The sequence below is a fragment of the Pseudoalteromonas sp. ASV78 genome (assembly GCF_047806705.1).
In the GTDB taxonomy this organism is placed as follows: domain Bacteria; phylum Pseudomonadota; class Gammaproteobacteria; order Enterobacterales; family Alteromonadaceae; genus Pseudoalteromonas; species Pseudoalteromonas prydzensis_A.
This window is the reverse complement of sequence record NZ_JBLOPA010000001.1, coordinates 3529036-3544311: the sequence shown is the minus strand read 5'-3', so window position 1 is coordinate 3544311 and position 15276 is coordinate 3529036. Positions and strand designations below refer to the sequence as shown.

Here is a 15276-nt window from a genome sequence, read left to right as displayed (position 1 = left end):
ACCTTAAACACTTAGCCATGAATTTTATAAACCGCGCGGCATAAAGCCCCGCCTATGCAAATTCAAACACCAATGCCCCCCGTAGGTGCGAGTTTACCTCGCGCAATTTTAAATTCACCACAGAGAACACCGAGGCGCTTCGCGCTACACCGAGAAGATATTACAATCGCGCGGCATAAAGCCGCGCCTACGCAAATCCAAACACCGAGGCTAACTTTAACCTATTACCTAGCTCCTAGAACCTAGTCACTTCCCTAGCAGCTCTATTCTCTACCTATAATTGCTAACGGTTTGGCACTTTGCCATGCACCACGGGTAAAATCGGGAATATCAATTGATGCACTACGATTACTCACTGACTGTGCTGACAACGGCGATATCACAGACCAAGCGGCGCCATCGTATACATCCTGATCGAGCGCTTCACCATTGCGCAGGCAATAAATCATCCGCCAAAACATTAAGAAGTCCATACCACCGTGACCGCCGTTACGCTGTGCTTCTTCGCCCATTTTCAGCCACAGAGGATGATCATATTTTTTATACCAATCAGCCATTTCGTAATCCCACTCATGGAAGCTCTTCGAACCACCATCTTCCAGCGCAATACGATTTGGAAAACCGGCAAACACACCATTAGTGCCTTGAATTAAATTATGACGCGAGTATGGACGTGGTGTGGTGGTATCATGTTGAACCATAATACTGCGCCCTTTTACTGTTTTAATTAGAGTCGTATTCATATCACCAGCAATATAATTAAGCTGATTACGTTGATGATCGGCTGGAAATTCTTTCTTTGCATAAGCACTACGACCCAATGCCGGTGAGCTCATCGAGGTTAAAAAGTCAAAGCGGTCGCCACGGTTAATATTCATATATTGCGACACAGGGCCTAAGCCATGAGTAGGATACAAGTTACCGTTTCGTTTTGCATGCCAAGCAGTGCGCCACGATCCCGTTTTATGTTCAACCTCTTTCATTTGCCAGCGTAATTCATGAATATACGCCGCCTCGCCGTGTAACAGTTCACCAAACACGCCCTGGCGAACCATGTTCAATACCATCAGCTCATCGCGCCCATAATTGACGTTTTCCATCATCATACAGTTCTTTTGAGTACGCTCTGCGGTATCAACAATTTGCCACATTTCTTCAACCGTTAGAGCTAACGGTACTTCAACAAAAGCATGCTTACCACTGTTCATAGCATCAATCGCCATTGGCGCATGCCATCTCCATGGGGTGGAAATAATTACAATATCGATATCATCACGATTAAGCATTGCTTGGTAAGCGTTATCTGAACCCGTATACAGTGCAGGCTTTACCAGCCCTTTATCGGTAAGGTATTTTGCAGATTGTTCTAATACTTCATTATGAGTGTCGCAAATCGCTTTTATTTCAGTACCAGCAATATGACTCATACGTTTTACATGGCCAAAGCCTCGCTGGCCAACACCAATAAAACCAACCCGTACGACATCCATTTTTGGTGCAATCAGGCCAATTATCGATTGCCCTTGTTGCGCAGGAGCAATAGCACTGCCATTAGCGCCACTTGCACAGCCTGCAACCACACTAGCCGCAGCCGCTGCACTGGCGGCTTTTAAAAAATCTCGACGATTAAACTGCTTCATTGTTGTTATCCTTGGATTTACTTAACCTCAACTTACCTAAAGCAGAGGATCAGGTAAAGTAGATAAGGATAGATAACAGAGGAAAAGCAAGGGTTAGCATTAACCTTAACCGCCGACGTAGGAAATGGCTTTAGCCATGAATTTTATAAACCGCGCCTACGCAAATGCAAACACCAATGCCAACCCGTAGCCGCGAGTTTACCTCGCGCAATATTACGTTCACCACAGAGGCGCTTCGCGCTACACCGAGAAAACGAAGTTAAACCTGGCGCCTAGTCACTTCCCTAGCTCCTAGCTCCTAGCGCCTTTTACCTTTTACCTTTTACCTTTAACCTTTAACCTTTATTACACATCTCTTAAAATGGCTTTCAGTGTGCTCTTTTTGGCAAGAATATCACGATATAAAGCAAACTGATTTTGCGCACGCTCTAAGTTATGATTAGCATGCTTAATTGAAAAGTAATGATCGCCATCAATGTAATCAGTTAAAAAACGTAGGCCAATCATAAAGGTCATTACTTTAGTGCCTAACCAAAAGCTTTGTTTTTCTTGCTCAGTGATTAAATCCTTCAAAGGCTCAACATAGCCTTTAACCACGGCCGCAAAGATTTCTTCGCGAACACCTACATTGTCTAAATTGGTTGAGTCTTCTTGTTCTGGCGAGCAGAAAGTCCGTACCATATCACCAAAATCATATAACCAATAACCGGGCATACAAGTGTCTAAATCAATCACCGCTTTGGCATCATGTGACTTATTGCAGAACAACATATTATTGATTTTAGTATCATTATGGCAAGGTCTAACGGGTACGTTGCCTGCTAACAATTTAAGCTCATCAATGAGTCCAAACTGTGCAAAGCAAAAATCGACTTCAGCTTGGCAACTTGCTAAACGCTTAACCGGATCGCTTGCAACCACTGCTTTGAGTTTTTCAGCACGCATCGCCAAATTATGAAAATCAGGAATGACATGATGCAATTGCTTGGCATCAAAATCTTCCAAGGCAACAGCAAATTGGCCAAATGCATTGGCCGCAGTTTGTGCCTGTGAAGCATTTAACACAACATCTTCACTATAACTGCCGCCAATAAATTCGAGAGCACGCCAAACACCGTCATCACAATCAACTAAATAGTTATTTTCAACAGTAGGAACATGACGAATAATCGCTAAATCATAATCACCCGACTGATGTTTTTTAGTTAAATGACGCTCGATTAAACGAGCATTTTTTACCAGCATATCAGGCTCAGGAAAAACCTCAGTATTTAGCTTTTGCACTACTAATGATTTTTTTGGTGCCGTTAACAACATAGTGGTATTGATATGACCACTACCAATTGGTTTCATACTGACTTTTTCATTGCCAAGGCCAAAACTTTGGGACAAGTAAACCGCAATGGAATTTGACTTCATACTTACTTCGCTATTGTTGTGCCCGGGAAAAGGCAAGATCGGGGCTAGTTCATCCGTGACGTAATTCATATAATTTACCTGTAACATCCTGTAATTCTGACTTATAGGTCACTCCATACCACGACTCTTTTGCGGTATATATGGTGACTATTTGTTGATTAGATGTGATCGCTTGTTGAATTTGATCCGGTAAATAATACTCCATTCTGACACCGTTGTCATACTTTTGCAGAAACTCAGCAAAGCCTGTTCCTAAGCGATCAAAAAATGTTGGCGTAATGGCCCAAAAACTCATTGATCCCAACGCATCCGCGGCAATTTGCTCACGAATTCCTTGCGGATTATCACCCATTATTTGACCGTTCTCGTTCTGAATATTTAAATACTCAACAACATCAACTAATTGGTTATTTTTAACCTGGCATACGCCCCTATTCACGCCCCCTTGATCTGACAAAGTATCAATAATTGGATAACCCACCATAGCCCAACTGGTCAGGGTTTTAAAATGTTCAGCAAGTAATAAAAATGACGACGCGCCATAATAATCATCCGCTGTGATAACTATCGCAGGATTATGGACATGATCTTTAGCGCACAATAAAGCATGTCCGGTGCCCCAAGGTTTTGCTCGTTGTTGTGCAAGTAGTTGAAATTGTTCTGGCACTAAATCAATGCGTTGTTCAACCAACACAACATCTATACCCGTTGGTAAGCGCGGTAAAATCACTTGCTCAATCTCGCTGCGCACAGCCTGATTGATCACTAATACCACTTGAGTTACTCCTGCCGCAACAGCATCTGCAATACTGAGCTCCATTATGGTACAACCAAGGCCAGTAATTTCAGCGATTTGTTTATTGCCACCAAAGCGAGTACCTAAGCCCCCCGCCAGAACCACTAAACTTAAGTGATGTTTTTTAGTTTTCATTTTTAACCAACTATTACTACGACTAAATCAGAGTTTACCAGTTTCAACCGCCAGATCTAGCTATAGGAACTAGGTTTTAGGGGATAGGTTCTAGCCTAACACCTAGTCACTTCCCTAGCATTGAATCACAACAATCCAGTACCTTTTTTAACCTTTCGCGGCTAAAGCCGGCTCCTACAAGGGAATTGTACGTAGAAAATGGCTTTAGCCATGAATTTTATAAACCGCGTGGCGTAAAGCCCCACCTACTTCTAGCATCTAGATACCTAGAACCTAGCCCCTTTCTCTTTAACCTTTTACTTCCCTCAAAACAAAAACGGTGGCCTGAGCCACCGTTTAATCAGCAAACTAATAAAAATTAATTACCAAATTTTTACGCGTTCAGCTGGTTTGATATACATTTTGTCGCCTTCTTTAACGTCAAATGCTTGATAAAACTCCGGCATATTCGACAAGATACCGATCACACGGTAATGACTTGGTGAATGAGGGTCTGTCATTAGGCGGTTACGTAGTTCTTCGTCACGGTATTTACGACGCCAAATTTGCGACCAACCCATAAAGAAGCGTTGCTCCCCCGTATAACCATCAATCACTGGCGCTTTATCGCCACCTAGCGATAGCTGATAAGCAGTGAAAGCAACCGTTAGGCCACCTAAGTCACCGATGTTCTCACCTAAGGTCAATTGACCGTTAACGTTGGCATCTGCAAACGGTTGGTACTCGTTATACTGTGCAACTAACTGGCCGGTACGTGCTTCAAACTGTTTAAGGTCTGACTCGCTCCACCAATCACGTAAATTACCATCACCATCATACTTCGCACCTTGGTCATCAAAACCATGGCCTAACTCGTGACCAATTACCGCACCAATTGCACCGTAGTTAACCGCATCATCCGCTTCTAAGTTAAAAAATGGTGGTTGCAAAATGGCCGCTGGAAATACAATTTCGTTATTCACAGGATTGTAGTAAGCATTCACTGTTTGTGGTGTCATATGCCATTCTGAGCGATCAACTGGCTTACCTAGCTTGTCAATCATATCGGCATAAGCCCATTCACTATGGCGAATATAGTTACCAACTAAATCATCGGCATTAATACTTAACTGTGAATAGTCTTTCCAGTTATCTGGGTAGCCAATTTTTGGGGTAAATTTGTCGAGTTTTTCTTTCGCAGCGAGCTTGGTTTCTGGGCTCATCCACTCTAGGTTTTCAATCGCAACGCCGTAGCCTTTGATCACGTTATCAACTAACTCTTCCATGCGCGCTTTAGCTTCAGGTGGGAAGTTTTCTTTAACGTATACCTTACCTAAAATTTCACCTAACACTTCATTAGAGGCATCTACAGCTTGCTTCCAAAGTGGAGTTTGCTCTTTTACACCGCGTAATGTAGTGCTGTAAAAGTTAAAGTTTAAATCAACCAACTCTTTATCTAATACACCGGCATAATTGCTGACTAAGTGAAATTTTAAGTACTGTTGCCACGTTGCTAAATCTGTCGCTTTATAAATATCGGCAAATTTTTCAAAGTAGCTTGGCTGACTAACAATAATATCTTGTACGTTTACACCAGACGCTTTGAAGTATTCGACAAGATCAAACTCACCGGTTAGCTTACTCGCATCACTCACACTCATTTTATTATATGACTTGGTCGCATCGCGGCTTTCAACACGCGTCCACTGCGCATCTGCAATACTGGTTTCAAGTGCAATAATTGCTTTTGCGGCTGCATCGGCCTTTTCTACACCTGCGCGTTTTAAAACGTCAGCAATGTATACTTGGTATGCGGCACGAATTTTAGTGAACTTTTCGTCGTCTTTTAAATAATAATCACGATCCGGTAAGCCAAGGCCTGATTGATACGCATATAATGCATTTTCACTTGAGTTCTTAGCATCGTTATTTACATACCAACCAAATGGCACTGCACCACCTTGCATGCGAATTTTCGCCATCAGCGCCACTAAATCAGACTTGTTTTCTACGTCATCAATTGCCGCTAAAGGCGCATTCAGCGGTGTAATACCTAACTCATTACGTTTTGCTTCATTCATGTAGCTTTTGAAAAACGCACCAAGTTTATATTCATCAGTGCCAGCTTTAACCGCTGTATTCGCAGCCGCTTTTTCAAGCACTGTTTTCATCGCTGCTTGCGAATCATCATATAACTGTGAAAACGAACCGTAATTTGATTTATCGCCTGGGATTTCAGTGGTAGCCAACCATTGGCCATTTACGTGATAGTAAAAGTCATCCTGTGCACGGACCGACTTGTCTATATTAGCTAATTCAATGCCTGAACTGAGCTGCTCTACTGGTGCGCTAGTAGCAACCGTTTCCGGCGCTTTGGCTTGTTGTTGTTCACCACAACCAACTAGGCCCAGCGCAAGGGCAATACTTGCTGCAGTGAGTGATATTTTTTTCATGGGAGTCCCGTAAATCATTATTGTTGAGCATACAAACCCTTCTAGCAGCTTAATAATAAGCTGCTCGCTGATCCCATCATAAACCTCATCGCAGCAACAATAAAATTGAATATGTAACAATTCGTATCAAAACACTAAAATCGTTATCTATTATCCAGCCAGGCATAATCCCCTTTACTTAAATCTCACCACTAACTCGTGCAGTGCCTCAGATACTGTTTTTAGTAATGAAATAGCAGCTGCAGTATCTTTTGCATCCGTAAAACTGTGGTTAGCTAGCTCTGAAATACGTAGAATTTGCTGATTCACATCTTCAGCAACATGTGACTGCTGTTCAACAGCCGTTGCCATTTGGGTCGACATACCGGCAATTTCACTTACCGCTTCAGATACACCTTTAAGCATTTCGCTACTTTGCAGCACTTGAGTCAAACCATGCTCGGCATTTTTACCACCTTTTTCGGCAACATCCACCGCACGCGTTGCCCGTGTTGTTAACTCATTCACTATGTCATAAATATCTTTAGTTGAGTCTTGAGTACGTTTAGCTAAATTACGAACCTCATCGGCCACCACCGCAAAACCACGTCCCTGCTCACCAGCACGTGCCGCTTCAATGGCAGCATTCAGTGCTAATAAATTTGTTTGCTCAGCAATTTGCTCGATCATTTGTGCTGCTTCAGCAATATTTTTAGTTTGCTCAGACACACGCTGTACCGACTCGCTTATTTCAACAACTGTGTCGCGTAGCTGTTCAATAGCTTGCTGTGTGGCATTGGCAATTTGCCCGCCTTTAATAGTCAACTCGTTAGCAATATCGGCATGCGATGCAGTATCAGCAACATGTTTAGCCACATCAGCAATAGTTGTAGCCATTTGATTCATGGCCGCTGCGGCTTGCATAGTTTCGTTTTGCTGTTGCTCAATTTTATCAAGCATGGTTTTAGTTAAGCGCTCGCCAATATCAGACTGCTGCGACACATTCTTAGACTCATTTTCAATACGGGTGATCACCGCCCCTAAGTGCGCTTGCTGGCTTTTGATTGCCACTTTTAAATAGCCTAAGTCACCCGTGTCATCGGTATAGCTGCTAACCGCCAGCGAATGAGAAAACGCGCCTGATAACATTTCATTAAGTGCATGCACCAAGCGTTTTTTAGCTATTTGCCCCCATATTGCATAACTTAATGTCGCAGCAATAAATAGCAATAACGCCGCATTTTGCCAGCCCATCGCAAATAACAGCAGCGCTATAATAGCGGCAATTATTAAGGCAATATTCTCTACTGCAATAGGCAAGCTTAGCTGTTTATTATTTACTATATTTTTATATAATGCGTCAGCCCGTTTTACATCAACTCGACTAGGGCATGAGCGTACTGACTCATAACCAGTCACTTTACCGCGCTCAGTCACAGGGGTGACATAAGCATCAACCCAATAAAAATCGCCATTTTTACAACGGTTTTTAACTAAGCCCATCCAAGGTTTGCCCGCCTTTAAATGCTCCCACATCACTTTATAAGCAAGAGAAGGCATGTCTGGATGCCGCACAATATTATGTGGTTGACCAATTAATTGCTCTTTAGTAAAACCACTTATGGCAACAAACTCATCATTGCAATCAACAATTTGACCTTTTAAATCAGTCACAGATATGAGTTTAGAGCCACTAGGAAAAGTTCTTTCTGTCGTAGTGACGGGAAGATTTTCGCGCATATTTATTCCTTAAATTGTCAACGCTTAAAATATAGTATAAAAAACACAACACAGTATCATATAAATACAACGTCTTTCGCAGCTAAAGCTGGCTGCCACAAACAAATTGTACCAAACGTAGGAAATGGCTTTAGCCATGAATTTTATAAACCGTGCGGCATAACCCCGCTAGCAAGACCATTTTGCACAAAGAGAAGACAATGAGGGTAAATGAGAAAACAAAAGCCATGGGCTTCGAGCAACGCGCTCCTAGCCATTTTCCCTAGCTCCTTTATTTACCTCTTAAGCGCAGCGCCTCTTAACCTCTTTGTGAATAAATCACTAAAAACCTTTCGCGGCTAAAGCCGGCTCCTACGAGGGAGTACCCTGTAGGAAATGGCTTTAGCCATGAATTTTATAAACCGCGCGGCATAAAGCCGCGCCTACGCAAATCCAAACACCCATGCTAACCCCGTAGGCGCGAGTTTACCTCGCGCAATATTATGTTCACCACAGAGACGCTTAGCGCTACACCGAGAAATGAAAGGTTAAAGATTGGAGATTAGCTCCACCTAAAATCTAACATCTATAATCTAACGTCTAAATACAACTTGCGCGGCATAAAGCCCCGTCTACGTAAATCTAAGCACGATCAACACTGCGTTTTTATTTTTTCGATAATTTCTACATTTGCAGCGGGGAAGTTATATTCGTCTAAGTGAGCAATTGCGACCCAAGCGCTTTGCTGGCCTTCGGCGCCATGGGCTTGGCCAGTAAAATCCGTGACTAAATGCACATCGAGTTTGACGCACTTATCGCCGTAATCATGTTCAATCACCATCAACTCGCTTGAGCTATTAATTGTTAAGCCAACTTCTTCTTGGAGCTCACGTTTAAGTGCTGCGAATACGGTTTCACCAGCTTCTACTTTGCCGCCCGGAAATTCCCACAAACCACCTTGGTGTTTGTCTTCAGGGCGCTTACAGATAAATAGTGTGTTATCTGCTTTGATAACCCCCACCGCTACATGCACAATTTTTTTCGTCATCATATTACCTTTATCAAAACCGCGCGGCATAAAGCCCCGCCTACGCTTTAAAACATAGGTGCTAGGTTTTAGGTTCTAGGTTCTAGGTTTTAGGTTTTAGGTTTTAGGTTCTAGGTTCTAGATCCTAGTCTCTTCCCTAGAACCTTTATCTTCCTAGCACCTTTAACCTTTAACCTTTCACCACATTCCGAAAAGCAAAAAAGCGACGCAAGCGTCGCTTTTTCAGTATTAAAACAGCTTATTTTAACTTACCACAACACTGTTTAAACTTTTGACCTGAGCCGCATGGGCATGGTTCATTACGGCCAACTTTTGGCTCTACACGTGCAGATACAACGGCATCTTGTGGTGTTTCACCGCCTACATGCTCAACTTCTTCATGTTGGTATTCGCGCGGTGCATTTTCACTCTTACGGTGTTGCTCTTCTACTTTTTCAACATCTTCTTCAGCGCGTACTTGTACTTTACTTAAAATGCTTACTACATCAATTTTAAGGTTTTCAAGCATTTCTGAGAACAGTTCAAACGATTCACGCTTGTACTCTTGCTTCGGATTCTTTTGCGCGTAACCACGTAAATGAATACCTTGGCGTAAATGATCCATTGCCGCAAGGTGATCTTTCCAATGTTGATCTAAGCTTTGTAGCATGATCGCTTTTTCAAATTGGCGCAGTACAGAATCACCCACTTGCTGCTCTTTATCTTTATAAGCTTGCTCAACGGCTTCTTCAATACGCTCACGTAACTTTTCTTCGTAAAGTTTGTTATCGTCAGCTAGCCATTGTGTAATCGGTAGCTCAATTAAGAAGTCTTGCTTTAAACGCTCTTCAAGACCTGGGATATCCCACATTTCAGCTAAACTTTGCGGTGCGATGTATTGGTCGATCATATTACCTAATACGTCACCACGAATAACCGTGATCGTTTCTGAGATATCGCCTTCTTCAAGCAATTCATTACGTTGTGAATAAACCACACGACGCTGGTCGTTTGCCACATCATCGTATTCAAGTAATTGTTTACGCACATCAAAGTTACGTGCTTCAACTTTACGTTGCGCGTTTTCAATGGCACGGTTAACCCACGGGTGCTCAATCGCTTCACCACGTTGCATGCCCAGTTTACGCATCATATTAGTCATGCGTTCACCAGCAAAGATACGCATTAACGCGTCATCCATTGATAGGTAAAAACGGCTTGAACCGGCGTCGCCTTGACGGCCCGAACGACCACGTAGCTGGTTATCGATACGGCGTGATTCGTGACGCTCAGTACCAATGATATGTAAACCACCAGCGGCAATTACAGCATCATGACGAATTTGCCATGCTTCTTTAATCGCTTTGATTTGCTCGTCAGTTGGGTTTTCAAGTTTTTCAACTTCGCTATTCCAGTTACCGCCTAGCACGATATCAGTACCACGACCGGCCATGTTAGTTGCGATGGTTACTGTGCCTGGTAAACCAGCATCGGCAACGATATCTGCTTCTTGGGCATGGAATTTAGCATTAAGTACGTTGTGCTTGATTTTTTCTTTACGTAAAAATTGCGATAAATATTCAGAGCTTTCGATTGAAATGGTACCCACCAACACTGGTTGGCCGCGCTCTTGGCAATCTTTAATGTCGATTAGAATGGCTTCGTATTTTTCTTCTTGTGTTAAGTACACTAAATCAGCGCGATCTTCACGGATCATCGGCTTATTAGTTGGCATAACAACAGTATCTAGACCATAAATTGACTGAAACTCAAACGCTTCAGTGTCGGCAGTACCAGTCATACCGGCAAGGGTATCGTAAATACGGAAGTAGTTTTGGAATGTAATTGACGCTAACGTTTGGTTTTCGTTTTGAATTTTTACATTTTCTTTTGCTTCAACAGCTTGGTGTAAACCTTCAGACCAACGACGCCCTTCCATGGTACGGCCAGTGTGTTCATCAACAATGATTACTTCGTTCTCTTTTACAACGTAATCAATGTCTTTTTGATACAGCTTATGGGCACGTAATGCCGCATAAATATGGCTAAGTAGCGTGATACTCGCAGCAGAATAAAGCGAGTCGCCCTCTGCTATCAAACCACGTTCTGTTAATAACTCTTCAACTTTGATTTGGCCGCGTTCAGTTAAATGAACTTGCTTGGCTTTTTCATCAATGGTGAAATCGCCGTCGCCTTCAACACCTTCTTCGTCTTCTTTCTCTTGTAATTCAAGTAAAGGGACAATGGTATTAATTTCAGCATATAACTGCGAGCTATCTTCAGCAGGGCCGGAAATGATCAGTGGAGTACGGGCTTCATCAATTAAAATTGAGTCAACTTCATCGACTACCGCATAGTAAAGCGGACGTTGTACGCGCTCGTTGATGCTAAACGCCATATTGTCACGTAAATAATCAAAACCAAATTCGTTATTAGTACCGTAGGTAATATCAGCGGCATAGGCTTCTTTTTTCTGTTGTGGCATCATACCGGGTACGTTACAGCCAACAGTTAAACCTAAAAATTCAAATAATGGTCGGTTAGTTTCAGCATCACGCTTAGCAAGGTAGTCATTCACAGTAATTACGTGAACACCTTTACCCGTAATACCGCGTAAGTATGCAGGTAAACTTGCTGTAAGGGTTTTACCCTCACCAGTACGCATTTCTGCGATGCGGCCTTGGTGTAACACCATGCCACCTAGTAGCTGTACGTCAAAGTGACGCATGCCATTTACACGCTTTGATGCTTCACGTACCACGGCAAATGCCTCTGGCAGGATATCGTCAAGGCTTTGTCCGTTATCGTAACGTTCTCTAAACTCTGCTGTTTTGGCTTTTAAATCTGCGTCTGAAAGCGCTTCAAGTTGCGTTTCAAGCGCGTTGATCAGCGCGACCGTCTTTCTTAAGTTTTTAATAGTGCGGTCATTGCGACTACCAAAAATCTTGGTAAATAAATTAGATATCATGATAAAACCGTTACAATGTGTTCTTTGCTAGCCGATTATCGGCTAACCCATTTTTATAATTACTAATTAATAGATTACTCACACGAGCACATATTAATTAGCAATTTCGAGAAACGTTGTGAAATACAGCGTTCAATACGTGCGCTACTATACCAGACTCTGCGAAACATCAAACCATCGCGTAGTTAAGATATCAGTTTTCTGCAAGAAAATTTACCATAAGCCGTAAACATTACTTTAATTAAGGCTATGAAACACCATTAACTTTGAAGATATGGAGGTAAATGATAAAAAATCAAGAGGTGAAAAAAACTTAGGTTCTAGGTTCTAGGTTCTAGGTTCTAGGTTCTAGGTTCTAGGTTCTAGGTTCTAGGTTCTAGGTTCTAGGTTCTAGGTTCTTCAATATAGTTGAAAACTAAATATACATGGCAAACTTTTCCTAGTACCTTTGTCTTCCTAGCACCTAAAACCTTTATTTTTTACCATGCCTTGCGAGTCGTTCTAGTTTTTCTTTCAGTGACGGTGGTGCACTTTGTGCAATCGCATTAAGGTAATCAGCTGTTTGTTCGCTCATCGGGAGTTTTTTTGCGGGGGTAGCGTTTGCTGTTTTTGTTGCATTATTTGGGCTTAACCGTTGGCTGGCTTGTGGGTTAGCGGTAATTTTAATTTGCCCAAGCTCTGCCATACCGGCACTGCGAAAGTGTGACAGCATATCCATTTTTAAGTAATTTAACCGCAGTGCTATTGGCGCTGATACCGCCTCAATCATCAGCGTACCATCGCGATAATTACTAACGCGACATTTTCCACCTAAATTAGCGCCCAAAAATTCACTCAATAGCGTTTGTTGTTTATCCAATGCCTGGCTTTTACCAGCATACGACGACAAGCGACCACTAAGGCCAGCCATAATATCGTTTAAAGGTTTTGGCGCGAACCTATCTTTAGCCATGCAAAACACCAAAAGTTACATTGAAGAGATTGAGTTTAATTGAATGCAAAGGTTAAAGCTACCTCGAGAAATGAAAGATACTGGGTAATAGGTGCTAGGTTAAAGGTAGAGATTAGCCACACCTGAAATCTAACGCCTCAACACAACGTGCGCGGCATAAAGCCGCGTCTACGCAAATTCAAACGCCTACGCCAACCCGTAGGCGGAATTACTTGACCACAGCACCTCGCGCAGCTCTTGGTATTTAACCAACCTCAATCGACGACGTAGGAAATGGCTTTAGCCATGAATTTTATAAACCGCGCAGCATAAAGCCGCGCCTACGCAAATCCAAACACCCATGTTAACCCGTAGGCGCGAGTTTACCTCGCGCAATATTATGTTCACCACAGAGGCGCTTCGCGCTACACCGAGAAATAAAAGGCTAAAGATTAGCTCCACCTGAAATCTAACATCTATAATCTAACGTCTAAATACAACAGCGCGTATAAAGCCGCGCCTCCCCTAGTACCTAAAACCTAGCACCTAGTCACTTCCCTAATACCTTTAACCTTTTAATTTTGATACTTTTATCCTAACCTTGTTGCTAATTTATATAATTTTAAATATAGCAGGATCAACTATGAGAATTATCCACCATGGAGCGGTGAATGGCGTTACAGGCTCTTGCCATCAACTAGATTATGACCAACACTCGTCGGTGTTGATTGACTGCGGGTTATTTCAAGGTGAAGACGCAGGGCCAAGCTTAGCTATCGACTTTGATATATCGACCGTCACCGCGCTTATCGTTACACATTGTCATATTGACCACGTTGGCCGCATACCTTACTTATTTGCAGCTGGTTTCGCTGGCGCTATTTTTACTTCAAAGGCATCGGCAAGTCTATTGCCACTTGTGATTGAAGATGCACTTAAAGTTGGCGTCACGCGGGATCAAAAAATCATCAATGCTTGCTTAAGTTTACTCGCAAAACGTATTGTCGCTATCGAATTTAATTGTTGGTTTAATCTACCCACCACCAACAAAAAACCAACGGCTAAAGCACGCTTGCAACGCGCTGGGCATATTTTAGGCTCAGCTTATGTTGAAATCGATATAGTAACTAAAGCTAACAAGGAAAATCCCCATCGAGTGGTGTTTTCTGGTGACTTAGGAGCACCGCATACGCCATTATTACCGTCACCAAAAGCGCCTTATAAAGCGGATACTCTGGTGATTGAATCAACCTATGGTGATAAAAACCATCAGGGCCGCAAAGAACGCACCCAAACACTGAAAAAAGTAATTGAAAAAGCAGTGGCCGATAATGGCGTGGTATTAGTGCCGGCATTTAGCATTGGCCGCACGCAAGAATTACTTTATGAGCTAGAGCAAATAATTCACAACGCAGCTAAAAACTCACCTTGGCACAGTTTAGAAGTTATTGTAGATTCCCCCATGGCGGCAAACTTCACTACTGAATATCGTAATTTCAAAGCACTGTGGGATGATGAAGCTAAAAAACGTCTAGCCAAAGGCCGTCACCCATTAAACTTTACACAGCTGCATACAATTGATAGCCACAAAGAGCATATCGCCGTGATTAATTATTTAAGCAACCGCAAGCAACCAGCAATTATCCTTGCAGCCAGCGGCATGTGCACCGGCGGACGAATTGTTAATTACCTAGAGCGATTTTTACCTGATGAAACTACCGACGTTATTTTTGTTGGCTACCAAGGCCGCGGCACGCTTGGCCGCGATATTCAAACCTATGGACCAAATAATGGTTATGTGCATATTAATGACCGCAAAATCACCATCAACGCCGCAGTTCACACCATTAGTGGCTACAGTGCCCACGCAGATCAAACTGGGTTAATAAAATTTGTAACGGGTATGCGTAAAAAGCCAAACTTGATAAAAATAGTGCACGGCGATGATGATGCAAAGCAGGCATTAGCGCAGAAGTATCGAGAGGTACTAGGAGAGGGAGTTAAAATTGAAATTGGGGAATAAGTTTTAAGTTTTAAGTTTTAAGTTTTAAGTTTTAAGTTTTAAGTTTTAAGTTTTAAGTTTTAAGTTTTAAGTTTTAAGTTTTAAGTTTTAAGTTTTAAGAAATTATTTATTACATCATTAGTTACTTCAAGTTCAACGGACTAAGTTTTGTCAAATTACATGTAATTTGACTCATAAAAAAAGCCGCATAAATGCGGCTTTTAGGCT

At 42.4% G+C, this 15276-nt stretch carries 9 protein-coding genes; 1 reads left to right on the top strand and 8 read right to left on the bottom strand.

All coding sequences use genetic code 11. From position 1 onward, the window contains the following. Positions 1–263: 263 nt before the first annotated feature. The 8 genes from ACMVDV_RS16085 to ACMVDV_RS16050 all read right to left on the bottom strand — a co-directional run bounded on the left by ACMVDV_RS16085 (position 264) and on the right by ACMVDV_RS16050 (position 13067). Positions 264–1640 carry a Gfo/Idh/MocA family protein gene (locus ACMVDV_RS16085; RefSeq protein WP_416158794.1) on the bottom strand — a complete coding sequence of 459 codons (1377 nt, stop codon included), beginning with the start codon at positions 1638–1640 and terminating at the stop codon, positions 264–266. A gap of 345 nt (positions 1641–1985) precedes the next feature. Then, on the bottom strand, positions 1986–3059 hold the full coding sequence (locus ACMVDV_RS16080) for a phosphotransferase enzyme family protein (protein WP_416158793.1): 1074 nt from the start codon (positions 3057–3059) through the stop codon (positions 1986–1988). Between the two features lie 49 nt (positions 3060–3108). Beyond that, entirely contained in the window at positions 3109–3990 is an 882-nt protein-coding gene (locus ACMVDV_RS16075; RefSeq protein WP_416158792.1) for an NTP transferase domain-containing protein, read from the bottom strand. A gap of 362 nt (positions 3991–4352) precedes the next feature. Beyond that, the gene (locus tag ACMVDV_RS16070; protein WP_416158791.1) at positions 4353–6422 is read right to left on the bottom strand and encodes a M13 family metallopeptidase; all 2070 of its coding nucleotides are present in this window, start codon (positions 6420–6422) and stop codon (positions 4353–4355) included. A 174-nt stretch (positions 6423–6596) separates the two neighbouring features. Continuing rightward, positions 6597–8141 (bottom strand): methyl-accepting chemotaxis protein, encoded by a 1545-nt coding sequence (locus ACMVDV_RS16065; protein ID WP_416158790.1) that lies wholly within the window; start codon positions 8139–8141, stop codon positions 6597–6599. A 631-nt stretch (positions 8142–8772) separates the two neighbouring features. Beyond that, positions 8773–9168, bottom strand: a complete 396-nt coding sequence (gene mutT / locus ACMVDV_RS16060) for an 8-oxo-dGTP diphosphatase MutT (RefSeq protein WP_416159106.1) — start codon at positions 9166–9168, stop codon at positions 8773–8775. 238 nt (positions 9169–9406) lie between these two features. After that, positions 9407–12115 carry a preprotein translocase subunit SecA gene (gene secA / locus ACMVDV_RS16055; protein ID WP_416158789.1) on the bottom strand — a complete coding sequence of 903 codons (2709 nt, stop codon included), beginning with the start codon at positions 12113–12115 and terminating at the stop codon, positions 9407–9409. Positions 12116–12587: 472 nt separating this feature from the next. After that, the gene (locus tag ACMVDV_RS16050) at positions 12588–13067 is read right to left on the bottom strand and encodes a DUF721 domain-containing protein (protein ID WP_304182761.1); all 480 of its coding nucleotides are present in this window, start codon (positions 13065–13067) and stop codon (positions 12588–12590) included. 622 nt (positions 13068–13689) lie between these two features. Here ACMVDV_RS16050 and ACMVDV_RS16045 point away from each other — a divergent pair. Beyond that, positions 13690–15069 (top strand): MBL fold metallo-hydrolase RNA specificity domain-containing protein, encoded by a 1380-nt coding sequence (locus tag ACMVDV_RS16045; protein ID WP_416158788.1) that lies wholly within the window; start codon positions 13690–13692, stop codon positions 15067–15069. Positions 15070–15276 lie beyond the last annotated feature (207 nt).